The sequence below is a fragment of the Rhizobium phaseoli genome (assembly GCF_010668805.1).
GTDB classification, from domain to species: domain Bacteria; phylum Pseudomonadota; class Alphaproteobacteria; order Rhizobiales; family Rhizobiaceae; genus Rhizobium; species Rhizobium phaseoli_A.
Window position 1 is genome coordinate 320884 of sequence record NZ_WUFT01000001.1, and the last position, 25235, is coordinate 346118.

At 62.1% G+C, this 25235-nt stretch carries 28 protein-coding genes; 17 read left to right on the forward strand and 11 right to left on the reverse strand.

Going from position 1 to position 25235, the window contains the following annotated elements; genetic code table 11:
• Window positions 1-84 precede the first annotated feature (84 nt).
• From rpoN to ptsN, 4 genes are all read left to right on the forward strand, one after another.
• On the forward strand, window positions 85-1647 hold the full coding sequence (gene rpoN, locus GR197_RS01670) for an RNA polymerase factor sigma-54 (protein WP_164006304.1): 1563 nt from the start codon (window positions 85-87) through the stop codon (window positions 1645-1647).
• 89 nt (window positions 1648-1736) lie between these two features.
• Window positions 1737-2642, forward strand: a complete 906-nt coding sequence (locus tag GR197_RS01675) for a DMT family transporter (RefSeq protein WP_164006305.1) — start codon at window positions 1737-1739, stop codon at window positions 2640-2642.
• A gap of 301 nt (window positions 2643-2943) precedes the next feature.
• Window positions 2944-3519 (forward strand): ribosome hibernation-promoting factor, HPF/YfiA family, encoded by a 576-nt coding sequence (hpf, locus tag GR197_RS01680; RefSeq protein ID WP_007633740.1) that lies wholly within the window; start codon window positions 2944-2946, stop codon window positions 3517-3519.
• Between the two features lie 70 nt (window positions 3520-3589).
• Complete coding sequence (ptsN, locus tag GR197_RS01685; RefSeq protein WP_003570770.1) at window positions 3590-4054, forward strand: PTS IIA-like nitrogen regulatory protein PtsN; 465 nt, start codon at window positions 3590-3592, stop codon at window positions 4052-4054.
• Window positions 4055-4209: 155 nt separating this feature from the next.
• On the opposite strand, the gene GR197_RS01690 is transcribed toward ptsN, so the two are convergent.
• The gene (locus GR197_RS01690) at window positions 4210-5109 is read right to left on the reverse strand and encodes a ribokinase (protein WP_164006306.1); all 900 of its coding nucleotides are present in this window, start codon (window positions 5107-5109) and stop codon (window positions 4210-4212) included.
• Between the two features lie 80 nt (window positions 5110-5189).
• Window positions 5190-6413: a DNA recombination protein RmuC gene (locus tag GR197_RS01695; RefSeq protein WP_164006307.1), complete on the reverse strand. Its 1224-nt coding sequence runs from the start codon at window positions 6411-6413 to the stop codon at window positions 5190-5192.
• Window positions 6414-6615: 202 nt separating this feature from the next.
• On the opposite strand from GR197_RS01695, the gene GR197_RS01700 reads away from it, so the two are divergent.
• From GR197_RS01700 to truA, 6 genes are all read left to right on the forward strand, one after another.
• On the forward strand, window positions 6616-8112 hold the full coding sequence (locus tag GR197_RS01700) for a globin-coupled sensor protein (RefSeq protein WP_164006308.1): 1497 nt from the start codon (window positions 6616-6618) through the stop codon (window positions 8110-8112).
• A gap of 97 nt (window positions 8113-8209) precedes the next feature.
• Entirely contained in the window at window positions 8210-8725 is a 516-nt protein-coding gene (def, locus tag GR197_RS01705) for a peptide deformylase (protein WP_164006309.1), read from the forward strand.
• Between the two features lie 65 nt (window positions 8726-8790).
• Entirely contained in the window at window positions 8791-9051 is a 261-nt protein-coding gene (locus tag GR197_RS01710) for a FitA-like ribbon-helix-helix domain-containing protein (protein WP_164006310.1), read from the forward strand.
• Window positions 9048-9467 carry a type II toxin-antitoxin system VapC family toxin gene (locus tag GR197_RS01715; protein ID WP_164006311.1) on the forward strand — a complete coding sequence of 140 codons (420 nt, stop codon included), beginning with the start codon at window positions 9048-9050 and terminating at the stop codon, window positions 9465-9467. Before GR197_RS01710 ends, GR197_RS01715 begins: the two co-directional genes overlap by 4 nt.
• 20 nt (window positions 9468-9487) lie before the next feature.
• On the forward strand, window positions 9488-10423 hold the full coding sequence (gene fmt / locus GR197_RS01720) for a methionyl-tRNA formyltransferase (protein WP_164006312.1): 936 nt from the start codon (window positions 9488-9490) through the stop codon (window positions 10421-10423).
• Entirely contained in the window at window positions 10423-11229 is an 807-nt protein-coding gene (gene truA, locus GR197_RS01725) for a tRNA pseudouridine(38-40) synthase TruA (RefSeq protein ID WP_164006313.1), read from the forward strand. The genes fmt and truA overlap by 1 nt, the downstream gene beginning before the upstream one ends.
• 6 nt (window positions 11230-11235) lie before the next feature.
• Here truA and GR197_RS01730 read toward each other — a convergent pair whose 3' ends face one another.
• The 3 genes from GR197_RS01730 to dapD all read right to left on the reverse strand — a co-directional run bounded on the left by GR197_RS01730 (window position 11236) and on the right by dapD (window position 13972).
• Entirely contained in the window at window positions 11236-11832 is a 597-nt protein-coding gene (locus tag GR197_RS01730) for a hypothetical protein (RefSeq protein WP_164006314.1), read from the reverse strand.
• A complete protein-coding gene (gene dapE, locus GR197_RS01735) occupies window positions 11819-13012 on the reverse strand; it encodes a succinyl-diaminopimelate desuccinylase (RefSeq protein ID WP_164006315.1) in 1194 nt (397 codons plus the stop codon). The genes GR197_RS01730 and dapE overlap by 14 nt, the downstream gene beginning before the upstream one ends.
• 99 nt (window positions 13013-13111) lie before the next feature.
• Window positions 13112-13972, reverse strand: a complete 861-nt coding sequence (gene dapD / locus GR197_RS01740; protein ID WP_164006316.1) for a 2,3,4,5-tetrahydropyridine-2,6-dicarboxylate N-succinyltransferase — start codon at window positions 13970-13972, stop codon at window positions 13112-13114.
• Between the two features lie 193 nt (window positions 13973-14165).
• On the opposite strand from dapD, the gene GR197_RS01745 reads away from it, so the two are divergent.
• The gene (locus GR197_RS01745) at window positions 14166-15032 is read left to right on the forward strand and encodes an LOG family protein (protein WP_007633718.1); all 867 of its coding nucleotides are present in this window, start codon (window positions 14166-14168) and stop codon (window positions 15030-15032) included.
• A 93-nt stretch (window positions 15033-15125) separates the two neighbouring features.
• Here the strand turns inward: GR197_RS01745 and GR197_RS01750 are convergent, their stop codons facing one another.
• A complete protein-coding gene (locus tag GR197_RS01750; RefSeq protein ID WP_164006317.1) occupies window positions 15126-15752 on the reverse strand; it encodes an EF-hand domain-containing protein in 627 nt (208 codons plus the stop codon).
• A 105-nt stretch (window positions 15753-15857) separates the two neighbouring features.
• Window positions 15858-16574: a pyrimidine 5'-nucleotidase gene (locus GR197_RS01755; protein ID WP_164006318.1), complete on the reverse strand. Its 717-nt coding sequence runs from the start codon at window positions 16572-16574 to the stop codon at window positions 15858-15860.
• 103 nt (window positions 16575-16677) lie between these two features.
• Here GR197_RS01755 and GR197_RS01760 point away from each other — a divergent pair, with 103 nt between their 5' ends.
• Window positions 16678-17751 carry a bifunctional transcriptional activator/DNA repair enzyme AdaA gene (locus tag GR197_RS01760; protein ID WP_164006319.1) on the forward strand — a complete coding sequence of 358 codons (1074 nt, stop codon included), beginning with the start codon at window positions 16678-16680 and terminating at the stop codon, window positions 17749-17751.
• On the forward strand, window positions 17748-18518 hold the full coding sequence (locus GR197_RS01765) for an isocitrate lyase/PEP mutase family protein (RefSeq protein ID WP_164006320.1): 771 nt from the start codon (window positions 17748-17750) through the stop codon (window positions 18516-18518). The genes GR197_RS01760 and GR197_RS01765 overlap by 4 nt, the downstream gene beginning before the upstream one ends.
• A 55-nt stretch (window positions 18519-18573) precedes the next feature.
• On the opposite strand, the gene argB is transcribed toward GR197_RS01765, so the two are convergent.
• On the reverse strand, window positions 18574-19461 hold the full coding sequence (gene argB, locus GR197_RS01770) for an acetylglutamate kinase (RefSeq protein WP_007633711.1): 888 nt from the start codon (window positions 19459-19461) through the stop codon (window positions 18574-18576).
• A 143-nt stretch (window positions 19462-19604) separates the two neighbouring features.
• Here argB and GR197_RS01775 point away from each other — a divergent pair, with 143 nt between their 5' ends.
• From GR197_RS01775 to GR197_RS01785, 3 genes are all read left to right on the forward strand, one after another.
• The gene (locus GR197_RS01775) at window positions 19605-20144 is read left to right on the forward strand and encodes a sigma-70 family RNA polymerase sigma factor (RefSeq protein ID WP_164006321.1); all 540 of its coding nucleotides are present in this window, start codon (window positions 19605-19607) and stop codon (window positions 20142-20144) included.
• The gene (locus GR197_RS01780) at window positions 20141-20860 is read left to right on the forward strand and encodes an anti-sigma factor (RefSeq protein WP_164006322.1); all 720 of its coding nucleotides are present in this window, start codon (window positions 20141-20143) and stop codon (window positions 20858-20860) included. The genes GR197_RS01775 and GR197_RS01780 overlap by 4 nt, the downstream gene beginning before the upstream one ends.
• A gap of 141 nt (window positions 20861-21001) precedes the next feature.
• Window positions 21002-21556 carry a fasciclin domain-containing protein gene (locus GR197_RS01785; protein ID WP_164006323.1) on the forward strand — a complete coding sequence of 185 codons (555 nt, stop codon included), beginning with the start codon at window positions 21002-21004 and terminating at the stop codon, window positions 21554-21556.
• An 87-nt stretch (window positions 21557-21643) separates the two neighbouring features.
• On the opposite strand, the gene GR197_RS01790 is transcribed toward GR197_RS01785, so the two are convergent.
• The 3 genes from GR197_RS01790 to GR197_RS01800 form a co-directional block, all read right to left on the reverse strand.
• Window positions 21644-22720, reverse strand: a complete 1077-nt coding sequence (locus GR197_RS01790) for a sensor histidine kinase (RefSeq protein WP_164006324.1) — start codon at window positions 22718-22720, stop codon at window positions 21644-21646.
• A gap of 314 nt (window positions 22721-23034) precedes the next feature.
• On the reverse strand, window positions 23035-23688 hold the full coding sequence (yihA, locus tag GR197_RS01795) for a ribosome biogenesis GTP-binding protein YihA/YsxC (RefSeq protein WP_164006325.1): 654 nt from the start codon (window positions 23686-23688) through the stop codon (window positions 23035-23037).
• A 119-nt stretch (window positions 23689-23807) separates the two neighbouring features.
• A complete protein-coding gene (locus GR197_RS01800) occupies window positions 23808-24440 on the reverse strand; it encodes a TetR family transcriptional regulator (protein WP_164006326.1) in 633 nt (210 codons plus the stop codon).
• An 87-nt stretch (window positions 24441-24527) separates the two neighbouring features.
• On the opposite strand from GR197_RS01800, the gene GR197_RS01805 reads away from it, so the two are divergent.
• On the forward strand, window positions 24528-25184 hold the full coding sequence (locus GR197_RS01805) for an O-methyltransferase (RefSeq protein ID WP_164006327.1): 657 nt from the start codon (window positions 24528-24530) through the stop codon (window positions 25182-25184).
• Window positions 25185-25235 lie beyond the last annotated feature (51 nt).

Genomic DNA, 25235 nt, shown 5'->3' on the forward strand with positions numbered 1-25235 from the left:
TTTTTGGGCCAGTTGGTTTTCCGCGGCCTGAAGCCTTGATCGGACGCGGTTTCCCGGAGGAATCGAGGGAGTTTCGCGTCCGTTATGGCACTGTCCGCCAGTCTTTTCCTGCGCCAGAACCAATCCCTGGTGATGACACCGCAACTGATGCAATCCATCCAGTTGCTGCAGATGACGCATGTCGAACTCAGCCAGTTCATCGCCCAGGAAGTGGAGAAGAACCCGCTGCTCGAATTTCCGTCGAATGACGGCGAGGCAGGGGGCGAACGCGGCGAAGCCGAAGACGAGCCTTATGGTCATCCGCCGGAGGATGCAGGCTCGGACGACGGCTACGACAACCGCACCGAAGCGCTCTCCAGCGACTGGTACGACAATGGCGGCAGCGCCAGCACCAGCCGGCTTAACGACGAACTCGACGCCAACTATACCAATGTCTTTCCCGATGACAGCGCGCCGCAGCGCCTCGATGCGCCGGAGCTCGTCGGCCAGTGGAAATCGATGCCGGGCAGCGGCGGCGAGGGCGCCGATTACGATCTCGACGATTTCGTCGCCGGCCAGGTGTCGCTGCGCGATCATCTCGCCCAGCAGATCCCCTTCGTCCTGCCTGACATTGCCGATCGGCTGATCGCGCAGAACTTCGTCGATCAGCTTGACGATGCCGGTTATCTGCAAGTCGATCTCGTCGAGACCGGCGAGCGGCTCGGCGCCAGCCTCACGGCCGCCGAGCGCGTGCTTGCCGCCCTCCAGACGCTCGATCCGCCGGGGGTTTTCGCCCGCAGTCTCGCGGAATGCCTGGCGATCCAGCTCCGGCAGAAGGACCGATACGACCCGGCCATGCAGGCGCTCGTCGAAAACCTCGAACTGTTGGCGCGGCGCGATTTCGCCACGCTGAAGCGGCTTTGCGGCGTCGACGAGGAAGACCTTCTCGACATGCTCGGCGAAATCCGCCAGCTCAATCCCAAGCCTGGCAGCGGTTTCGAGGCCGGTGTTTCCGAAGCGATCATGCCTGATGTGGTCGTCAGAGCCTCCTCGGATACCGGCTGGCTGGTCGAGCTCAATCCGGATACCCTGCCGCGGGTGCTGGTCAACCAGTCCTATTTTTCCCGCGTGACCCGGAATGGCCAGGATCACGCCTTCCTCTCCGATTGTCTGCAGAGCGCCAATTGGCTGACGCGCAGCCTCGACCAGCGGGCGAAGACCATCATGAAGGTGGCAAGCGAGATCGTCCGCCAGCAGGACGCCTTCCTGCTGTACGGCGTCGACCACTTGCGTCCGCTGAACCTGAAGACGGTCGCCGAGGCGATCAAGATGCACGAATCCACCGTCAGCCGCGTCACCTCGAACAAATACATGCTGACGCCGCGCGGCCTCTTCGAGCTCAAATATTTCTTCACTGTCTCGATCAGCGCCGTCGCGGGTGGCGACAGCCATTCGGCCGAGGCCGTGCGTCACAAGATCCGCGCGCTGATCATGCAGGAGAGCCCTGACGCGGTGCTCTCCGACGACGATATCGTCGACATGCTGAAGAAGGGCGGCGTGGATCTCGCTCGCCGCACGGTTGCGAAATACCGGGAGGCCATGAACATTGCCTCTTCGGTCCAGCGCCGCCGCGAAAAGCGGGCGCTCGCCAAGGTCGCCGGCTTCTGACGCCGCAATGCTTCGGTCTTGATCGAAGCATTGAGCTCCAAATCCCCGCTATTCCTCTGACGTCTTGAACGAACTTGGGAAAGCCGACCATGACGCCGCAAAATCCGAAGCTTGCCAGGGAGCTTCTCCTGCTGCTGGTGCTGGCAACCCTTTGGGGGGCCTCCTATACTTTCATCAAGATCGGTGTCGAGACGATTCCGCCGGTGACGTTGATCGCCGTCCGCACGCTGATTGCCGGCGGCATCCTGCTTGTCGTTCTCCGCTGCCGACGGATCCGCCTGCCCAGTGACCGCGCAACCTGGCGGCGGTTTTTCGTTCAGGCCTGTCTGAACAGCGTCATTCCCTTCACCTTGATCGCCTGGGCGGAACAGTCCGTCGATGCCGGGCTGGCTGTGATCCTCAATTCGGCAACGCCGATCTTCACCTTCCTGCTGACCGTGCTGATAGCCCGCCATGAGCAGGTAACTGCGCGAAAGCTTTTCGGCGTCATATCGGGGCTTGCCGGTATCTGCCTGGTCATCGGCGTCGAGGTGCTCGGCGGTCTCGGCGAAAGCCTGATGGCGCAGCTCGCCATCATCCTGGCGACCGCCTGTTATGCCGGTGCGGCGATTTTCAGCAAGAACTTCAAGGGGCTCGATCCCGCCGTGCCGGCGGCCGGCTCGTTGATCTCGGGCGCGGTCATTCTCTTGCCGGTCAGTCTCGTCGTCGACCGGCCGTGGACGCTCGATTCCTCGGCCGCATCGATTCTGGCGCTGCTGGCTCTTTCCGCCTTTTCGACGGCTCTTGCCTTTGCGATCTATTTCCGACTCGTCCAGACATTGGGTTCGGTCGGAACGACGTCGCAAGCCTATCTCAGGGTGCCGATCGGAGTGACGATCGGCATCGTTTTCCTCGGCGAAAGGCTGAGCCCGACGGCCTGGATTGGACTCGTTTGCGTCATCCTCGGTGTCGCAGCCATGACGATCCCGGCAAGAGTGAGCGCAATCAAAGCGTGAAGTCTCTAGAAATCATAGGCCGGCGGCCGGCGGCCGGCCCTGTATTCGCACGCATTTGCCGCACGCAGCGCGCGCATTAGCAATCGCGGTTTTTCGCCCTATTGACTTTTCGGCAGCGGCTGGCTAGAAGCCCGCCGCAATCGATGCCGCAAACGGCGTCTGGAGTTATCCCCAGCATCAGAAGGGCACCAAGGACCAGCAGGCTGACGCCGATCTTGCTTGAGATTGCGCGAAGTGCTTGGATGAACCTGAGGCTTGGCGTAAACTGATACCCGCAAACGACGATAAGAAGGGAAACTCCATGAGTGTGCGTGTGTCCGGTAAACATATGGAAATTGGTGACTCGTTCCGTCAAAAGATCGAGGACCAAATTGGTATGGCCATCACGAAATACTTCGACGGGGGATATTCGGGTCAGGTGACCGTGGAAAAGGCGAGTTCTCGTTACTCGGCAGACTGCAAGCTTCATCTCGACAGTGGGGTGGTGCTGCATGCGGCCGGCGAGGCGACGGACCCGCAGCTGGCTTTCGACGCCGCTTCCCAGCGCATCGAAAAACGGCTGCGCCGCTACAAGCGCAAGCTGAAGGACCATCATGCCGGAAACCATCTGAACGGTTTTGCAGAAGTCGCCTACACGGTCATGGATTCCGTTCCTGACCACGAAGATGAAATCCCCGACGATTTCGCGCCCGCGATCGTCGCCGAAAGCACGAAGCAGCTGAAGACCATGTCGGTCGCCACCGCCGTAATGGCGCTCGACATGACCGACGAGCCGCTTCTCCTGTTCCGCAGCCCCGGCAAGGAACACCTGAACATCGTTTACCGTCGGCACGACGGAAATATTGGCTGGATCGATTCAGCCAATATCAAAGGCTGAGATCAGGGCGGTGAGCGGCGGTATTGCCGCCGCTCCTTGCATTTGATCAAGGCGACAGAAGGAAAAAGAAATGGCATTGGCAGATTTGCTCCATCAGGATGCGATCATTCCCGCCCTCAGAGTAAATTCCAAGAAACAGCTGCTTCAGGAATTGGCCGCAAGAGCCGCCAGGATCACCGGGCTCTCCGAACGGGAGATTTTCGACGTCATCCTGCAGCGCGAACGCCTTGGCTCGACCGGCGTCGGCAACGGCATCGCCATTCCCCACGGCAAGCTGGTCAACATCCATTCGATCGTCGGCATCTTCGCCCGGCTGGAGCAGCCTGTCGATTTCGAGGCCCTGGACGACCAGCCTGTCGATCTCGTCTTCCTGCTACTGGCGCCGGAGGGCGCGGGTGCTGATCACCTCAAGGCCCTGTCGCGGATTGCCCGCGTGCTGCGCGATCACGATCTGGTCGCCAAGCTGCGCGCCACCGATTCCGCTTCGGCGATCTACGCCTTCCTCAATGAAGAGCAGACGTCGAACGCCGCCTGAGGCATATCCTCACAAAACTGTGCAGCAGTTTGCGATTAGGATCAGCAGAAAGCGTCGCATGAATCGCCTTCGATGCGAGGCGCATTAGGCAGGAAAACCGCCGGAATTCCCGGAATCAGCGGGAGTTTTGCCGGCGGCTTCGCAAGGAAACCCCGCTATATCCGGGCTGCGACCTCTTCACCCGAAGGGATCGACGGTTGTGCCCCTGATTTGAGGCAGGCGAGCGAACCGGCAACGGCCGCACGGCGCAGCGCCGAGGCAAAATCGAGGCCGTCGTCGAGGCTCGCAGCGAAATAGCCGCAGAAGGTGTCGCCGGCGCCGACCGTATCGACGGGTTCGATCTTCAGACCCTGTGCCCTTGAAATCGCCCCATCGCGGATGGCGACGACGCCGTCGCCGCCAAGCGTCACGATCAGCGTCTGACCGGTTTCGGCATGCAGGCGGGTCAGGGCTGCCTCGCGCGCCGGCGCATCCATGCCATCCTGGCCGGCGAGCCGCTCGAACTCGGTCTCGTTGGCAATGACGATATCGGCAAGTCGGCCGAGACGCGGCGCATCGGGGATCAAAGGAGCAAGGTTGAGGATGCTGGTGACGCCTTTGGCGCGGGCGGCCGACAGGGCGCGTTCGACTGAAGCAGCCGGCACTTCGAGCTGCAGCATCAGGATGTCGCCTTCCTTCATGCCGCCGATCGCCGTCTCGGCATCCTCAGGCGTGACCAGGCCGTTGGCGCCGGGAACGACGGCGATCATGTTTTCGCCGTCGCCGCCGACAAGGATCAGCGCCGTGCCGGTGGGGCCATCGACATGCCTGACGAGAGAAAGATCGGTTCCCGCATCATCGAGCAGGGAAAGGGCATCGGCGGCGAAACTATCCTTGCCGACGGCGCCGGCCATATGCACATAGCGGCCGGCGCGCCGCGCTGCCAGCGCCTGGTTGGCGCCCTTGCCGCCGGCGGCTGTGGCAAAACCGTTGCCGGCCACCGTTTCGCCGGGCTTCGGCAGGCGCTCGGTCGTGGCGATGAGGTCCATGTTGATGGACCCGAAAACTGTGATCATCAGGGGTGTCCCGTCCTTTGGGGCATGCGGCGACATCATGCTCCTGCTGTTTCATGCGGGCGAGACACTGCCCGAAGCGGTCACTCCTCGTCAACCACCCTGAGCTTGAGAAGACCGGTGCGGCTTTCCACCGATTTGGTCGCAGGTTCGCTGTCGCGAGCAGGCTTGGCCTCGCCGCCTGCCTCGAATTCCAGCGCTTCGATCTTGGCGCCGCGCCTGGTGAGTTTGTCGGCCGAGGTGACCACCATGTCGATATCCTTCTGCGCCAGGGCGAAATGACCCTGCAGCTTGCGCACCCGCTCGTCGAGGCGGCCGAGATCGTCCATCAGGATCGCCACCTCGCCCTGGATCAGATGCGCCTGCGCCCGCATGCGCTGGTCCTTGAGCACGGCCTGGATGACCTGGATCGACAGCATCAGCAGCGACGGCGAGACGATGACGATGCGCGCCCGGTGCGCCTTCTGCACCACCGGCTCGAAGTTTTCGTGGATCTCGGCAAAGATCGATTCCGACGGCACGAAGAGAAAGGCGGTGTCCTGAGTTTCGCCCTGGATCAGATATTTCTCGGAAATGTCCCTTATATGGACCTCCATGTCGCGGCGGAACTGCTGGCCGGCGATCTTGCCGGCCTCGGGGCTGCCGGCGTCGCGGATCGCGTTCCAGGCCTCGAGCGGGAATTTTGCGTCGATCACCAGCGGCGGCGCGCCGTTCGGCATGCGGATCGTGCAATCCGGTCGTGAGCCGTTGGTGAGCGTCTGCTGGAAGGTATAGGCGCCCATCGGCAGGCCGTCGGCGACGATGGTCTCCATCCGCGACTGGCCAAAGGCGCCGCGTGTCTGCTTGTTGGACAGAATGGCCTGTAGCCCGACGACATCCTTGGCAAGCGTCTGGATATTGTTCTGCGCGGCATCGATCACCGCCAGCCGCTCCTGCAGCCGCTGCAGGTTCTCATGCGTCGATTTGGTCTGCTCGGTGATCGTCGAGTTGACGCGCTGCGACATGCCGTCGAGGCGTTGGCTGATCGTCTGGTTGAGCTCGCTCTGCCGCGCGCCGAAAACCTCGGTCATTGCCGCGATGCGGCCCTGCATCTCCGCCTGGATCCTGAGAAGCTCGGCCATGCGCGCGTCGCTTTCCCCCGCGCGAAAGCTTGCCTCCTCCGCCTGCTCGCGGCGAAGGCTTGCGCCCCGCAGCAGCAGCACGATCACCAGCAGGACAAACGCCAAGAGAACCCCGCCGGCAAGAGCCAGCATGGCCGGGCTGATCGAGGCAAGCGACACAGTGAACGAATCGGAATTGACGGTCATGCCGCAACCATACCAGAAGAGACGGCAATTTATAGATCAAAACGTGAACGGAATTGGCAGTCGCCACTATCCTCGCACGCCGCTTCTTCTTCAGGCTCCTGCGGAGAAATTGCGGCTCGATTTAACGATTGCTCAACCATATTCGCCAAAACCTGCGGCGCAGAATTCTTCCCGCGCGCTCGCGCCAAGTACAGAGATCCCGATGACCTCCCAGCAGACCGACAGTGCCCTCAGGCAGCGCCTTGATTTCATCGAACTCGACGAGGCGGCGCGCAAGTCGATGCGGGATCTGCGCCCTGTGATTACCGAGCTGATCGGCGGCGCCCTCGATAAATTCTACGCCAAGATTGCCAAGACCCCGGCTGTCGCCGGCTTCTTTGCCGATAGGAACCATGTCGGCAAAGCCAAGCAGCGCCAGCAGGATCATTGGGTGAATATCGCCGGCGGCGCCTTCGACGACAGTTATGTCGACGGCGTGACCGCGGTCGGGCGGACGCACGCCCGCATCGGCCTGGAGCCGCGCTGGTATATCGGCGGTTACGCCATCGTCATGTCCGAACTCGTCAAGGGCATCATGGAAAAGCAGTGGCCGTCGGTCTTCGCGCGCCAGCAAGGCAAGCTGCTGGCCGAGAAGCTGGCGGCCGTCATCAAGGCCGGCATGCTCGATATGGACTATTCCATCTCGGTCTATCTCGAAACGCTCGAAGCCAAGCGTCGCGCCTTGGAAGAGCAGCGCGCCAAGGCCGAATCCGACCAGGCGATGGCATTGGCGCAGCTGCGCCGCGGTCTGGAAGCACTGTCGAACGGCGATCTCGAAGCCACTCTGCCGTCCGACCTGCCGGGTGATTTCCGGCAGATGGCCGAGGACTACAACCGCGCCGTCGGCGCCCTTCGCAAGTCCTTTGCATCCGTGCGCGAGACCTCGGGCCAGATCATGGGCGGCGCCGATGTCATTGCCACTGCGACCAACGACCTGGCGCTGCGCACCGCCCAGCAGGCGGCAGGCGTCGAGGAGAGCTCGGCCGCCCTGCAACAGCTTTCCGTCAGCGTCGGCCAGACGGCCGCCAATGCCGAGAAGGCATCGGCTGCAGTGCGCGAGACACAGCAGAAAGCGAAGAACTCCGGCGAACTCGTCACCAGCGCCGTCTCGGCGATGGCCGGCATCGAGAAATCCTCGACCGGAATCTCCAAGATCATCGGCGTCATCGATGAGATCGCCTTCCAGACCAATCTTCTGGCGCTGAACGCCGGTGTCGAGGCGGCGCGTGCCGGGGAAGCCGGCAAGGGTTTTGCCGTCGTCGCCCAGGAAGTCCGCCAGCTCGCCCAGCGCACGGCGGAAGCCGCCAAGGAGATCAAGAACCTGATCTCGCAGAGCTCGACCCAGGTCAATGAAGGCGTCGGCATCGTCTCCAGCACCGGTGAGGCGCTGAACGACATGATCAGCCGCATCGACATCATCAACCGTTTCGTCGCCGATATCGCCGCCGCCGCCCGCGATCAGGCGACCGGTGTCAACGAGGTCAGCATCGCGGTCCGCAACATGGGTGCGATCACCCAGCAGAATTCGGACATGGTCGAGCACTCCTCGGCAGAAACCCGCCGTCTCAAGGACGAGGTGGAGAACCTGATCGAGCTGCTGCGCGGCTTCCGCGCAGGGCGCGATGGCCGTGCCGCCATCGCTGCTCGCCGGGCGGCCTGAGGTAAATATGGCGAAATTCCAGGCGGGGATGCAAAAAAGCGTCTTCCCCGCCTGCCGGATAATTCCATAGTCGGAAAAGATGGGTTATGGGAACGCCATGACCATCAAGCCACTCATCATTCTTCCCGATCCCGTTCTCCGTCAGATCTCCAAGCCGATCGAGCGGGTTGACGCCGACCTGCAGCGCCTTGCCGACGACATGCTGGAAACCATGTACGACGCGCCGGGCATCGGCCTTGCCGCAGTTCAGATCGGCGTACCGCGCCGCATGCTGGTCATCGACATCGCGCGCGAGGGCGAGGAAAAGCAGCCGCAGGTGTTCATCAACCCGGAGATCGTCACCTCCTCCGACGAGCGCTCGGTCTACGAGGAAGGCTGCCTGTCGATTCCGGATTATTATGCCGAGGTCGAGCGCCCTGCTGTCGTCTCGGTCAAATATCTCGACCGAAACGGCTCGGAACAGACGGTTGAAGCCGACGGCCTGCTCGCCACCTGCCTGCAGCACGAGATCGACCATCTGAACGGCGTGCTGTTCATCGATTATATCTCGCGGCTGAAGCGGGAGATGGTGATCAAGAAGTTCACCAAGGCGGCGAAGTCGAAAGCGCTCTGAGCATTACGTTGAAAATTCACCGGAAAGGCACTATGATATCACCGATATCATGATGGAGATGCCGAATGGGTGACCTGCTTATCCGCGATGTTCCGGATGTGATGAAACGGCAGCTTCAGGAAAGCGCGCAGCGCAATGGCCGCAGCCTTTCGGAAGAGGCGATCGAAATCCTCCGCCGGCAGATCGCTGCGGAGCGCTCGGGCGTTTCGGCCGGGCAGCGCCTGCGCTCCCTGATGGGTGACGAAAGATTGCGCGAAGATGAAGTGGAAGCCATTGCCGCATCGCGCCACGAACGCGATCGCGAACCACCGCGCTTCGACACATGATCGTCCTCGATACGAATGTGATTTCCGAAATGCAGGGTAGGGCCTACAGCGAGCGGATATTGAATTGGCTTGATGGCTACGACGTTGAGACGCTATTTCTGACGACGATCGCCGTCGCCGAAATGCGCTATGGTCTTGAACTCCTCGACGACGGCAGGCGAAAGACAGCATTGGTATCCGACTTCAATCGGATAGAGTCGGAATTTGCCGGCCGAATCCTCGGGTTCTCCCTCAGTGCAGCGAACCGCTACGGGCTATTGGCAGCGGAGCGTAGGAAGGCTGGGCGGCCGATCGAAACGAAGGATGCAATGATTGCCGCCATCTGCCTTGCCAACGGCGCGACGCTTGCCACCCGCAACACCAGAGATTTCGAGGGGCTTGATCTCAAGCTCGTAAACCCGTTTGAAGACGGCTGATCCACAATTGGCGAGATAGAATGTCTCTTCGCATCATTTTCATGGGAACCCCGGATTTCTCGGTCCCGACCCTGCGCCTGCTCGTCGATGCCGGCCACCGGATCGTCGCCGTCTATACGCAGCCGCCGCGGCCGGGCGGGCGGCGCGGGCTCGATCTGCAGAAATCGCCGGTGCATCAGGCAGCCGAACTGCTGGGGCTTCCGGTCTTCACGCCGGTCAATTTTAAAGACCCGGAGGAGCGCGAGAGATTTGCCGCATTCGATGCCGATGTCGGCGTCGTCGTCGCCTACGGATTGCTGCTGCCGGAGGCGGTTTTGAACGGCACCCGCGACGGCTGCTATAATGGACATGCCTCGCTGCTGCCGCGTTGGCGCGGTGCCGCGCCGATCCAGCGGGCGATCATGGCCGGTGATGAGAAGACCGGCATGATGGTGATGAAGATGGACAAGGGCCTCGATACCGGCGCCGTGGCGCTGACCCGTGAAGTCGAAATCGGCCGCAACATGACCGCAGGCGAATTGCATGACCGGCTGATGCAGGTCGGCGCCAAGGCGATGGCCGAGGCCATGGTCAAGCTGGAGATGAACGACCTGCCGCTGACGCCGCAGCCGGAGGAGGGCGTGCTCTATGCCGCCAAGATCGACAAGGCCGAGACGCGGATCGATTTCGCCAGGGATGCCAGGGATGTGCACAATCATATCCGCGGCCTGGCGCCATTTCCCGGCGCCTGGTTCGAAGTTGAGATCGGCGGCAAGCCCGAACGGGTGAAGGTGCTGGGCTCCGAGCTGGCCGAAGGGCAGGGCATAGCCGGGCAATTGCTGACCGATGATCTCCTGGTCGCCTGCAGATCGGGCGGGGTGCGGCTGACACGGCTGCAGAAGGCCGGCGGCAAGCCGCTGGCGGCAGCCGATTTCCTCAGGGGCACGCCGCTTGGCGCAGGCACGAGGCTTTCCTGATGCCGCGTTTTCGCATGACCGTCGAATATGACGGCGGCCCCTACGTCGGCTGGCAGCGACAGGAGAACGGTCACTCGGTGCAGGGCGCCATAGAAGCGGCGGTGCTGTCGCTGACCGGCGAGGCGGTCTTGGTCCGCGGCGCCGGCCGCACCGATTCCGGCGTCCACGCCATAGGGCAGGTGATCCATGCCGATCTTTCCAAGGACTGGTCGCCCTACAAGCTGCAGAATGCGTTAAACGCACATCTGAGGCTTGCCCGCGAGCGTGTCTCCATTCTCGATGTGCGCGATGCCCCCGACTTCTTCGACGCCCGTTTCTCGGCGCTGCGGCGCCATTACCTCTACCGCATCGTCAGCCGCCGGGCGCCACTGGCGCTTGAAGCCGGCAAGGCCTGGTGGGTGGCGAAGGTGCTCGATCACGAGGTCATGCACGCCGCCGCCCAGAAGCTGGTCGGCCGGCACGATTTTTCCACCTTCCGCGCCGCCCATTGCCAGGCAAACAGCCCGGTGCGCACGCTCGACCGGCTGGATGTGACGCGCAACGGCGAACTGATCGAGATCCGCGCCACCGCGCAGAGCTTTCTCCACAACCAGATCCGCTCCTTCGCCGGCACGCTGAAGCTCGCCGGCGAAGGCAAATGGACGCCTGACGATGTTAAGGCAGCTCTCGAAGCCCGCGACCGCAAGGCCTGCGGCCCGGTGGCGCCGCCGGACGGGCTCTATTTCATGCAGGTGGATTATCCAGACGTGATCCCCGACCGTCGCAGGCCGGTCACTGAGATCGATGACGGTGAGGATCTGTCGTAAGTCCGCTCAGGCGGGATAGATGCCGAGGAAGTGCTGCAGATATTCCGAAAGGATCATCGACGGCACGAGCAGCACCAGCGTCAGCGCCCCGACCATCAGCGCGTGACCATGGCAGATCATCCGGATAATGCGCGCCAGCGCGAAGACCTGCGCCAGCATGAAGGCAAGCAGCAGCAGCGAGACGAAGCCGACGGAGCCGGGAAGGAAGAACACCAGCGCCAGCATCAGTCCGTTGATATAGGAGAGCGGCACGCCGAGCCAGTTGACGCTGACGACGACGGGGGCGAAACGCTCGCCCATCCGGAAGGCAAGCAGTAGCAGCCCGGCAAAGACCAACGGCACGAACCAGTTGGCAACCTCGACGAGGCCGAGCCTGATATAGAAGGCAAAGCCGACATCGGCTTCCGGCGGCATCGACCGCAGGAAGGCCTGTCGCCACCACAGCCAGGAAATGCCCATCGGCGGCAGGCACCAGGCCATCGCCCAGAACGAGCGGTTGACGCCGCGCTCGGACATGTCGAGGTAGCGGAAGCCGCGCGGATCCAGCCGGATCAGCAGCCAGAGGCCGGCCAGATAGTATTGGACTTCCCTAAGCCCCGGCATGTGCGAACCAGCGGGCGATGAAGGTCTCGTAGATCGCCGTCAGCGTCTCCAGATCGGCGACCGCGACGCGCTCGTCGACCATGTGCATCGTCTGGCCGACGAGGCCGAACTCGACGACCGGACAATAATCCTTGATGAAGCGCGCATCCGACGTGCCGCCGGTGGTCGAAAGCGCCGGCGACTGGCCGGCAATGCTCTCGACGGCCGATGACAGTGACGCGATCAAGCCATTGTTGCGGGTGAGAAAGACGTGGCTTGGCCGGTCGGCCCAGACGATATCGTATTTTACCGGCTCCCGGCCCGGCCGCAGTTGGCCGTTGCCGGCGGCGGCATCGAGACGGCTGAGGATTTCGGCGCGCAGCGTTTCGGCCGTCCAGCTGTCGTTGAAGCGGATGTTGAAGCTGGCCGATGCCTTCGCCGGAATGACATTGGTCGCCGGATTGCCGACATCGACCGTGGTCACCTCGAGGTTCGACGGCTGGAAGTCGTTGGTGCCGCCATCGAAGGGCGGGTCCATCAGCGCCTGGGTCAGCTGCAGCATGCCGCGCACCGGATTGTCGGCAAGATGCGGATAGGCCGCATGGCCCTGGACGCCGTGCACGGTGATCCGGCCAGACATCGAGCCGCGCCGGCCGATCTTGATCATATCGCCCAGCCTGTCCGGATTTGTCGGCTCGCCGACCAGGCAGGCATCCCAGCGCTCGCCGCGCTCGGTTGCCCATTGCAAGAGCTTGACCGTGCCGTTGATCGCCGGGCCTTCTTCATCGCCGGTGATCAGGAAGGAAATCGAGCCGGCGGGCGGCCCGTTTTTCTCGATATGGCGGGCGACGGCGGCGACGAAACAGGCGATGCCGCCCTTCATGTCGACGGCGCCGCGGCCGAAAAGCTCGCCCTTCTCAATCTCGGCGGAAAAGGGCGGATGCGTCCAGGCGGCCTCGTCGCCGACCGGCACGACATCGGTATGGCCGGCAAACATCAGATGCGGGCCATCCTTGCCGAGGCGGGCATAGAGGTTTTCGATATCGGCTGTGCCCTCTTCGCTGGCCTTCACCTTGTCGACGGTGAAGCCGAGCGGCGAAAGCATGGCGTCGAGCGCCGACAGCGCGCCACCTTCGGCAGGTGTCACGGAGGGGCAGCGAATCAGCGTCTGAAGATTGGCGACGGGATCGGTAGCGGTCATGGCGTCGAACTATCCGGCGGGAATGGCAAAGACATGGCAAGGCGGCGGCGCCTCGCGTAAAAGACGCCGTCTGTTTACCGGATCAATGTCCTGGTGTCATCAATCTCTGAGCAGCTCGTTGATCCCGGTCTTGGAACGGGTCTGTTCATCGACGCGTTTGACGATGACGGCGCAGTAGAGATGCGGCGCCGGCTTGCCGTTGCCCATCGTCGCATTGCCCGACGGCATCGAGCCGGCGACGACGACGGAATAAGGCGGCACTTCGCCGTAGCTCACCTCACCGGTGGCGCGGTCGACGATCTTGGTCGACTTGCCGATAAAGACGCCCATGCCGAGCACCGAGCCCTCGCGGACGATGCAGCCCTCGACCACCTCCGAACGGGCGCCGATAAAGCAATTGTCCTCGATGATCGTCGGGCCGGCCTGCATCGGTTCCAGCACGCCGCCGATGCCGACGCCGCCGGAGAGATGCACATGTTTGCCGATCTGCGCGCAGGAGCCGACCGTCGCCCAGGTATCGACCATCGTGCCTTCGCCGACATAGGCGCCGAGATTGACGAAGGAGGGCATCAGGATGGCGTTCGGGGCGATATAGGCCGAGCGGCGCACGACGCAGTTCGGCACGGCGCGGAAGCCCGCGGCGCGGAAATGGTTCTCGCCCCAGTTTTCGAACTTCGACGGCACCTTGTCCCACCAGGTGGAATTGCCCGAACCGCCCTTGACCACGTCCATGTCGTTGAGGCGGAAGAACAAGAGAACGGCCTTCTTCAGCCACTGATTGACCGTCCAGGCACCGTCAGCGCCGCGCGTCGCGACGCGAACCTTGCCGGCATCGAGCAGATCGAGCGCGGCTTCGACCGCATCGCGAACCTCGCCCTTCGTCGACGTGTTCACATTGTCGCGATTGTCGAAGGCGGCTTCGATGGTCTTTTCGAGGGATGCGAGGTCGGTGGCGCTCATGAGAATTCCTTAAACTTCGATCTTTATCGTGGAGACGGCGAAGTCTCCGGAAGGCGGTTGGCGGGGATTTATCCTGCTCTACAGCATGCAGCCGTAGAACGGAATGATTTTTCCGACAAGATCGTACCTGGATTCAAGGCGTTATAGCGACATATCCGGCTTCGTAGCCGGCAAGACTGAAAGGCATTTCGAGATGGCGAAGGGACGGAACGGCGGTTCGCGGCGCAAGGATGGCGTATGGGACCCGCTGAAGAGCAGTTCGACCGACAGGCAGCGCGCCGAGGCCGTGCCGAAGACGCCGCAGACGATGTCGCCTGCCTATCGCCTTGCCTATGTCGACGAGGATTTCCTTTGCCGCGAGGAACTGCGGCCGATCCGCCTGCAGCTGGAACTGATGAAGCCGGAAATGATGCTGACCGAACGCGGCATCAAGTCGACCGTCGTCATGTTCGGCGGCGCCCGCATTCCCGCCCCCGGCCAAAGCGCCTGGGCCGCCCGCAACGATGTCCAGCGCGTCAACCTGGAGGCGGCCTCGGTCTATTATGACGAGGCGCGCAAATTTGCCCGGCTTTGCTCGAAATATTCGGCAAGCTTCGATTTCCACGAATATGTTATCGTCACCGGCGGCGGCCCCGGCGTCATGGAAGCGGGCAATCGCGGCGCGGCCGACGAGGGCGCACCTTCGATCGGCCTCAACATCGTGCTGCCGCACGAGCAGGCGCCGAACGCCTATGTGACGCCGGAACTCAGCTTCAACTTCCACTATTTTGCCATCCGCAAAATGCATTTCATGGTGCGCGCCAAGGCAATCGCGGTGTTCCCCGGCGGCTTCGGAACACTCGACGAATTCTTCGAATGCCTGACGCTGATCCAGACCGGCCGCATGGAGCGCCTGCCGCTGATCCTCTTCGGGGAGACGTTCTGGCGAAGCATCATCAATTTCGACGCACTGGCCGAATTCGGCACGATCGCGCCCGACGACGTCAAGCTGATCAGCTTCGTCGACACCGCCGAAGCCGCCTGGAAGATCGTCCAGGATTTTTATGAGCATCGCGAATAGAGGCTCAGCGCCTCGATCGTGAGACGTCTCTCTTTCCCCGCCGAGCGGGGAAAGAGCGGAGGCAATTGTTCGTCTTACCTTACAGCAGCGACCTTACAGAAGCGGCCGGTCAGGCATGTCGTCGATCGAGATGACGCCATCCTTGTTGCGGTCCATCCGCGCAAACAGCTTGTCGAAGGCGGCGACGGCTTCCTGTTTGGAAATCTGGCCGTTCTGGTCGGTGTCGACCCGGTGGATCATCATCGAGGCGCGCATGAAGTTGCCGCCATGGCGCATCCAGTGATGTCCGTCACGGCCCTCGTGCCCGCCCCGGGGCGGCCGTGCCTGGTCGTTATCCTCAGGTGTTGCGGCGGCTGTATCCGCGTTCTTGGTTTCGCCGGCATCCTGCTTGCGCTGATCCTTCATCGCCTGCATCTGCGTCTTCTGGTATTCGCGGATTTCGCCCGGGGTCAGCGAGCCGTCCTTGTTGGTGTCGATCGCAGCGAAAACCTTGTCGAGGCCGGCGGTCGCCTCCTCCTTGGTAACCTGCCCGTCCTTGTTCGTGTCGAATTGCTTGAGCATTCTGACATAGGTGATTTCGCGGAAGGCGTCAGGCCCTGGGCCGTGCATGCCGGCGTGCTGACGCGGCCCGTCACCGGGCGCGGCAAAGCCTGTCCCGGCGGCTGCGCCGAAGATGAGGGTCGAGGAAAGCGCTGCCAGTATCAGCTTGTTGCGGTACATCGTATTTGCCTTTCGTGAGGTGTCCCCTCACGAAGAAAGCTATGGCAACAGGGCCAAAAGACCCAATTAAACATCGGTAAGCTGAATGAAACTTTGGTAATGCCGTCAGCCGCCGAGGCCGGTGACCTTGTTGAGGAAGGCGGCGAGATCGTCGGTGACGAAGTCGATATGGTCCTCTTCGCCGCTGGTCTTTTCCCACCATTCGACGACCGTCTCTTCGAGATTGCGCGGCACCAGCAGCACGGTCTGCATGCCGAGCGCCTTCGGCACGGTCAGATTGCGCGGCAGATCCTCGAACATCGCCGCCTTGCTGGTTTCGACGCGCTTCAACGCCATGAATTTGTCGTAGGTCGCCTGCGCCGGCTTCGGCACGTAGTCGGCGGCGACGATGTCGAAGATGTCGTCGAAATGCTCGAGAATGCCGAGCGCTTCGGCCGTCATTTCCGCATGCCTGACGCTGCCATTGGTGAAGATGAATTTGCGCCCCGGCAGCGCCTTGATCGCCGCGCCGAGTTCCGGCTGCGGCGTCAGCGCCGTGTAGTCGATCGCATGCGCCTTTTCGAGGAAGTCGTTCGGGTCGATGCCGTGATGAATCATCAATCCCTGCAGCGTCGTGCCATGTTCGAGATAATATTGCTTCTGCAGCTTGCGCGCTTCTTCCCGCTCCATCTGCAAGAGGGCCGCGACATAAGCGGTCATGTTCTTGTCGATCTGCGCGAAAAGATTGACATGATGCGGATAGAGCGTGTTGTCGAGGTCGAAGACCCAATCTGTAACGTGCGCGAAGTCGGCTTTATCAGGCGTGCGGTCGATCTTTGTCATGGCGGACTTATGGCACGGGTACGGCCGCAAGGAAATCGACAACAATAAAATAGACGCCCGATTTTCGGCGGACGTCGCAGCCCCGGGATGCTAGAAAACGGACATGCTTTTCGAACGCCCCAACGATGATACGCTCTATGATGCCCTGATCGCGCGCAGCGCCGATTATGAGGGCCAGGCCTATGTCTGTGTCAGGACGACGGGCATCTTCTGTCGTCTGACCTGCCCGGCGCGTAAGCCCAAGCGGGAAAACACCCTGTTCTTCGAGACGATCGCCACCTGCATGCATTCCGGTTTTCGCCCCTGTCGGCGCTGCCGTCCGCTGGAGCAGCCGGGCAGGGAGCCGATCGTCGACGAACTGCTTGCCGCGCTCGACGGCGAGCCGCAGGTTCGCTGGACCGAGGAGGAACTCATACGCCGCGGCCATGATCCCTCGACCGTGCGGCGCGCCTTCAAACGGGCGCTCGGCATGACCTTCCATGACATCGCCCGCTATCGCAGGCTCGGGCAAGCAGCCCGGCAACTGGCCGATGGTGCGCGTGTCATCGATGCCCAGATCGACGCCGGATACGAGTCTCCGAGCGGTTTTCGCACGGCTTTCCGGCGGCTCGTCGGCAAGGCGCCGGCGCTGTCGCAGAATCGCGAACTGCTCTTTGCCGACTGGTTCGACACGCCACTCGGGCCGATGATCGCGGTTGCCGATCAGACACATCTGCATTTGCTCGAATTTCACGATCGCAAGGCGCTCTTGAGAGAGCTCGAGGCACTGCAGAAGCGTGTCCGCTCCTCGGTCGCGATCGGCCGCACGCCGGCAATCGACCGGATCGAGGCGGAGATCCGCGAATATTTCGAAGGGCGGCTCACCGTCTTCACAACGCCATTGGCGCTCGGCGGCACGCCTTTCGAAAAACATGTCTGGGCAAAGCTCGTCGATATCCCTGTCGGTCAGACCCGCGCCTATGGCGATCTCGCACGGGAGATGGAAAGGCCGGACGTCGTGCGTGCCGTCGGCCGCGCCAACGGCGCCAACCAGCTAGCCATCATCGTGCCCTGCCATCGTGTGCTCGGCGCCGATGGGTCGTTGACCGGCTATGGCGGCGGGCTGTGGCGCAAGCAATGGCTGCTGCGGCATGAAGAGAAGATCAGCATAGAAGCAAGGATGGAGGAGACGGCATGAACCAGACTGAAAAGGCCAAGGCATTCGGCGCGCTGCATCGCAAGGGCGATCCCGTCATTCTCTACAACATCTGGGATGCCGGAACGGCCAAGGCTGTGACGGAAGCAGGCGCCAAGGCGCTGGCGACCGGAAGCTGGTCGGTCGCCGCCGCTCAAGGCTATGGTGACGGCCAGAAGCTGCCGATGGCGGTGCTGCTCGAGACGGCGCGCTCGATCACAGCTGTCAACGAACTGCCGCTCTCGGTCGATTTCGAAGGCGCCTATTCGACGGACCCTGAAGGTGCTGCGGCCAATGTGGCGAAAGTGATCGAAGCTGGCGCCATCGGCATCAATTTCGAGGATCAAAACATTGGCGAGAGCGGCCTTCATCCGCTGGAGGCGCAGGCCGCCCGCATCCGCGCCATCCGGCAAATGGCTGAGGCAAGGGGCATCGATTTCTTCATCAACGCCCGCACCGACCTGTTCCTTCAGGAAGGCGACGGCGCCAGGCATGCAGGTCTGGTCGACGAGGCGATCGAGCGCGGCAAGGCCTATGCGGCGGCAGGCGCCAGCGGCTTTTTCGTGCCCGGCCTCATCGAGCCGGCCCTGATCGAGAAGATCTGCGCCGCCGCCAGCTTGCCGGTCAATATCATGATGAAGCCGGGCGCGCCCGACCCGGCAGCGCTCGGAAAACTCGGCGTCTCGCGCATCAGCTATGGCCCGGGGCCATACCGGGCCATGATGGAGAAGCTGAAGGAAGCCGCGGCGGCAGTCTATCGCCCGCTCTGATTTCGGATCCGGTCTTGGAAGATGCGCCCTTCACCGGTGAAGGGCGCAGCCTCGATCAGGGGACGATCAGCGTTCCGATGCCGTGCTCGGTAAAGATCTCGAGCAGGACGGAATGGGCGGTCTTGCCGTTCAGGATGACGACGCCCTGGACGCCGGCCTTGATCGCATCGATGCAGGTCTCGACCTTCGGGATCATGCCGCCCGAGATCGTGCCATCGGCGATCAGCGCATGCGCTTCGGCGACGGAAAGCTCCTTGATCAGCTGGCCGTTCTTGTCGAGCACGCCGGCCACATCGGTCAGGAAGAGCAGCCGGGTGGCGTTCAGCGCCCCGGCAATGGCGCCGGCAAAGGTATCGGCATTGATATTGTAGGTGGCGCCGTCACGGCCGGGCGCGACCGGAGCGATCACCGGGATCATCTCGGAGCGGGCGAGCAGATCGAGCAGCGTGCGGTCGACCTCGACCACTTCGCCGACGAAGCCGAGATCGAGCACACGCTCGATGTTGGAATCCGGATCCTTCACGGTCTTGCGCGCCTTTTCGGCGAAGACCATGTTGCCGTCCTTGCCGCAAAGGCCGATCGCCCATTCGCCGGTCTGGTTGATCAGCGCGACGATTTCCTTGTTGATCGAGCCGGCGAGCACCATCTCGACGATCTCGACCGTCTTCTGGTCGGTGACACGAAGCCCGCCTTCGAATTTCGATTCGATGCCCATCTTGCTCAGCATGGCGCCGATCTGCGGGCCGCCGCCGTGAACGACGATCGGGTTGACGCCCGATTGCTTCAGGAGCGCGATGTCGCTGGCAAAGGCCTTGCCGAGCTCGGGATTGCCCATGGCGTGGCCGCCATATTTGACGACAATCGTCTTGTTCTCGTAACGCTGCATGAAGGGCAGCGCCTTGGCCAGAAGCCGTGCCTGCAGTTCGCTTTCGGACTCGTTCATGGGGACCCCGCGGAATTGTTCGCGGCCTTTTATCGCAAGTTTCTGACAGAGGGAATAATCCAGAGGGCAATAGTTTTTCGTATCTGGCGCGGAGCCGGTGGTCTTTAGCCTCCGGCGCACGAAAGCATGATATGAGGAACGGCATGCAAGGCGATGAGATTGCAGACCTGATCGGCCGCGTCGCACTCGGCGACCGCAGGGCCTTTATTGCCCTTTACAATCAGACCGGGCCGAAACTTTTTGCCATCTGCCTGCGTATCTTGAAGGATCGCCCGGAAGCCGAAGAAGCCGTGCAGGAAGTCTATATCAGCATCTGGCAAAGGGCCGGAAGTTTCCAGGCAGCCACGGGTTCGGCCGCAGCCTGGCTTTCGGCGATTGCCCGCAACCGGTCGATCGACGCGTTGCGCTCGCGCAAGCCGATCGCCGACGAACTGGACAGTGCCTACGATCTTGCCGATGACGCACCCGACCCGGAAACGCAGACGGTGACAAAGGATGAAGGAAGGCGGATTGACACCTGCATGGAAGAGTTGGAAGCTGATCGTGCGGTCGCGGTGAAACGGGCTTATGTCGAAGGGCTGAGCTATCAGGAACTGGCCGATCAGTTTGGTGTCCCGCTGAACACGATGCGGACCTGGCTCAGGCGCAGCCTGTTGAAACTGAGAGAGTGCATGGAACGATGACATCGCCCGACAAAAGCAAGGGAGACCGCTCCCGCGACGAGGTTCTCGCCGGCGAATATGTGCTTGGCGTCCTGTCGCTGCAGGACCGGCGGGTGGTGGAAGAGCGCATGCGCCACGATCGGCCCTTTGCGGCGATCGTCAGCCGCTGGGAAACCAACCTTTCCGCCTTCAATGACGAGTATGAAACCGCCTCGCCAAACCGGGAAACTTTCAGGCAGATCGAGGCGCGGCTGTTCGGCGATGCTGCGAAACCTGCATCCTTTTCGCAAGGCATCTGGAATTCGGCGGTTTTCTGGCGTTCATTCGCCTTCGCCTGCATCATCGTCGCCGTCAGCGCCGTCATCTTCGCCTCCGGCGTAGTGCCTGAGCCGCAGGGGCCGACACCGCTGGTGGCCTCGCTTTCCGGCCAGAACAGCGCCATCAATCTTCTCGCCTCCTACGAGCTGCAGAGCGGCCGGCTGAAGATCGTGCCGGTGGCCGCCGGCAAGCCGGAGGAGAAGTCGCTGGAACTCTGGCTGGTGCCGGGCAGCGGCCTGCCGAAATCGCTCGGGGTCTTCCAGCCGGGCGAGAGCGGCGAACTCGTCATTCCCGCCGATCTGCGCAGCCATCTCGCCGATGGTGCGACGCTTGCCGTCAGCCTTGAACCCTTCGGCGGCTCGCCGACCGGCCAGGCGACCGGTCCGGTGATCGCAAGCGGCGCGCTGCGCCGGCCGTGATTGGGCGCCGGTCGTAAATCGCGCGCCCATAAAATCATTTTCTCCCGCCTGAAACTCTTTGGCGCAAGCCGCCGTAGTTCGAAATGTCCGGACGACGCTCAGGCATAAAGCCCGCGGATGGTGTCCGGTGAGGAGAAAATCATGATCAAGTCCGTATTGCGCGGTTTTGCGCTCGCCACCGCCCTGTCCGCTGTCGCCTTTGCCGCTGCCAAAAACCCCGAAGTCGGCGGTGCGCCGATGTTCGCCACCAAGAACATCATCGAAAACGCCGTGAACTCCAAGGATCACACGACGCTGGTCGCAGCCGTCAAGGCGGCCGGCCTGGTCAGCACCCTAGAGGGCAAGGGGCCCTTCACCGTCTTTGCGCCGACCAACGAAGCCTTCGCCGCCCTGCCGAAGGGCACCGTCGAGACGCTGCTGAAGCCGGAAAACAAGGCGACGCTCACCAAGGTTCTGACCTGCCATGTCGTTGCCGCCGATGCGATGGCCAAGACCGTTGCCAAGATGATCAAGGATGACGGCGGCGAGCACGACATCAAGACCGTCGGCGGATGCGTGCTGAAAGCCAAGGAAAGCATGGGCAAGATCACGCTGACCGACGAAAACGGCGGCGTCTCGCATGTGACGATCGCCGATGTCAAACAGTCGAACGGCGTCATCCACGTCGTCGACAAGGTGCTGCTGCCGAAGATGTAAGCCTGCGTATGTCGGCAGAGGCGTGGGGCGCTCTCCGGAGCGCCCCAAACACAAATGAGAGAGGCGCCAGCGCCACTGATGAGGTGGTTATCGGGCCGCTTCGGCTCTCGCGAAAACGAGTGTGACACTCATGCCGGTGCCGGGCGACGAGGTAACTTCGACCTGTGCGCGGGCGTTCTGTTTCAGGGACTGTACGATCATCGCGCTCAGCTTTCCCGGGTGCGGCCAATTCACATCTTGAGGAAGACCGACCCCATTATCGGCGACGGTGATCCTGCAGCCGGTATCGCTGACGACACAGCGGAGCGTGATCTCTCCGCCGTCACGCCCCACGAAGGCATGTTTCAGCGCATTGGTGAGGAGTTCGTTGATCACCAGCCCGGCGGGCATGGCCACATCGACCGAAACCGGCCAGGTATCGACCTTCATGTCCAGCCGGATGCCTTCCACGGCGTGGGCCGCCATCACCGAAGCGGCAATCTGGCTCACATAGGTGCCAAGATCGACTGTGGCGCCTTTCTCTTCGTCTGACAGCGAGCGGTACAACAGCGCCAAGGCTTCGATCCGCCCGGCAAGCCGTGCAAATCTCTCGCTTTCCTCGCTCTGTTGCGCATTGCGCGCCTCCATCCGGATCAGCGCCGTGATCATCTGAAGATTGTTCTTCACGCGATGCTGAAGTTCGCGCAGAAGCACATCCTTCTCGGTCAGCAGTTCGCCGAAGCTCTGATCTGCCGCCGCCTCATTGCGCGCCGCAAAAGCCACCAATCGGAACAGTGGGGTGTCGTCATCGTCGACGATGGTATTCGACCAGACATCGATAATGGTCTTGCTCTCAGGTTCGGCCACCAGCGAGAACGCACCAATATACTCCTCGGCAGAGGTCACGGCGGCTTTAAGCGTCGCCCCTCCCGATATGGCGGTGGAATCCAATTCGATCTCGGACCAGGCTTTTCCCTGGACCTGCTTTGCGCTGAGCGCCGTCAGCCGTTCGAACTCGAGATTGACGTAAATCAGCGCCTCGTTGTCATCGAGTTCGGAGACAGCCACAGCAAAGGGGACGTGATCGAGAAAGTGTCGAAACCGATCGTCATCAAGGGCTTCGGCCAGATGGGGCAGGTTGCCGACGCCTTCCGGCGAAAGCGGCTGGTCTTTGCTATCGGTCATCTAATTACTCGCGCACGCGGGCTGCTCTTGCACAGCATGGGATGGAGGGTTGCTTTAAAAACTTCGCGGACGCAAGTGCAATCACTGCCGGTCAGCCTATGCAAGCAGTTTCATACTGCGGCGATGATTGACGTGATGCGCCCCTTGCTTCAGGCAAACCCGGCACTTGCTGTGTCTTGCGCCAGCAGCCACTAAGCCCGATTTATGCCCGATCATAGGCCGCGTGAAAAGCCGAGAATCTGGACATGCCGGAAGCGAACTTCGGAACGCGCCAGACTCACGCGTCGCCGCAAATACTGCAGCCGGGCGGCATGCTATTTCCAGCGAGCGATGCCGACGGTTTCGCCGATCGCCTGGCGCAGATCGTCCAGCCCGTCGCCCTTTTCCGATGAGGTGGACAGCACGCCGGGATAGGCGGCCGGGCGCTTGCGGATCTTTTCAGCGGTCTCGGCAAGCAGCTTCGGTACAGCGGGCGCCTTGATCTTGTCGGTCTTGGTCAGCACGATCTGATAGGAAACGGCCGCCTTGTCGAGCAGATCGAGCACATCATCGTCGTTCTTCTTGATGCCGTGGCGGCTGTCGATCAGCACATAGACGCGCTTCAGCGTCGCACGGCCGCGCAGATAGTCGAAAACCAGCTTGGTCCACTTGTCGACCATCTCCTTCGGCGCCTGCGCATATCCATAGCCCGGCATGTCGACGATCGCCATCGGCGGCAGGTCGCCACCTTCGCCGGAAAAGCCGTCCGGCACGAAATAATTGAGCTCCTGCGTGCGCCCCGGCGTGTTCGACGTGCGCGCCAGCCCTTTCTGGCCGACCAGCGCATTGATCAGGGACGACTTGCCGACATTGGAACGACCGGCAAAGGCCACCTCAAGCGGCCCTTCCGGCGGCAGAAAGTTGAGCGACGGGACGCCGCGGATGAAGATCCATGGGTGGCCGAAGAGCGGCTTTTCGTTTTCGGGCATGCGGGCTCTGCAATCTCCGGCTTCTGTGTCTTACCGGGCTTCGTGGTTTTGAAGGCAGATGTCAAGCTTTGCGGCGGTTTGCAGAACATTGCTTTCCCTCCCATGCGCGGCCCGGCGGGTCATCGCACAGCCAGGCTCTGAAGATAGGCGCAAAGCATATCGGCCATCGCATCGGAATAAGCGTCGACCTCTTCGGTCTTCCGCGGTCTTTCAGAAAATTCCTTTCCGACGGTCGTCAGGGTCGTCATGATCAAGTCGCCGGCCAGCGCGCGGGTGGCCTCGGGGAGGGCGGGAAGCATCTCCGCCAGGAAGGCCTCGATCGCCGGGTCGCCCGCCTGTCGTGCCTCCTGGGCCTCTGGCGCATCCCTGTAGAGAGGGGCCGCGTCGCCGAGCGCCACCCGGACGGCTGCTTCTTCGCACTCCGACCGAATGAAGGCCTGAACCAATCTGCGCACCCGCCGAAGCGGCGGCTCCGATCGGTCCTTCAGGATCTCATTCAGCAGATCGGTGGTTTCGCGCCACTCGTCGCTCTGCAGCCGGAACAGGATCGCCGCTTTGTTCGGAAAATATTGATAGAGCGATCCAACGCTGACGCCTGCTTTTTCTGCCACTCGTGCAGTGGTGAAGCGGTGCGCGCCTTGCTGTGCCAAAACCTGAACAGCGGCCTGCAGAATTGCCGAAACGAGCTCGTTCGAGCGCGTCTGTTTCGGCTGTTTTCGTGAGGAAAGTCTGGAGCTTGGGCGGTCGGTCATCTCTAGGCTTCCGGATGCGATTAGCGAATGCGACGAATTAATCGTATTTTCCCGGTGGGCACAACAACGCTCCATGAAGGATTTGATATGACCACTTTAACCACCGCTCCGCTCGCATCGCTGCTCGACCAGCTGTTCGATGAAGCCGACAAGGCGACCAGCCCCGGCATGGCGGCGCTGTCAGAGGGGGAGCGTGATCGCCTCTTCCACAGCAAGACGGAATACCGGAATTTTTATGGCCTGATAAAGGATCTCTGGCTTCCGGTGTCGCGCCAGACCGGAGAGCTGCTCTACATGCTGACACGCAGCAGTGGAGCACGCGTGATCGTCGAGTTCGGCACGTCGTTCGGCATTTCGACGCTCTATCTCGCCGCCGCCCTGCGCGATAACGGTGGCGGCCGGCTCATTACCACCGAGTTCGAGCCCGGGAAGGTCGCCAGAGCACGGCAGCACCTCCAAGCCGCAGGGCTCGCCGATCTTGTCGAGTTTCGCCAGGGCGATGCGCTTGAAACCCTCGGCGCCGATCTTCCGGGCAGCATCGATCTGGTCCTGATGGACGGCGCAAAGTCGCTCTATCTGGAGATTTTGCAGATCCTGGAAGGCCGCCTTCGCCAGGGCGCGATCATTATCGCCGACGATGCGGACGCCTGCCCGGAATACCTCGGTCACGTGCGCGCGCTTGGCAGCGGTTACATGTCCACACCGTTTTCCGAAGACATCGAACTTTCCCTGCGCGCCGCCTAGAACAGGATGATTTTAGGCTCGCTCGGCCTAAAATCTGAATCCTGTTCTAAA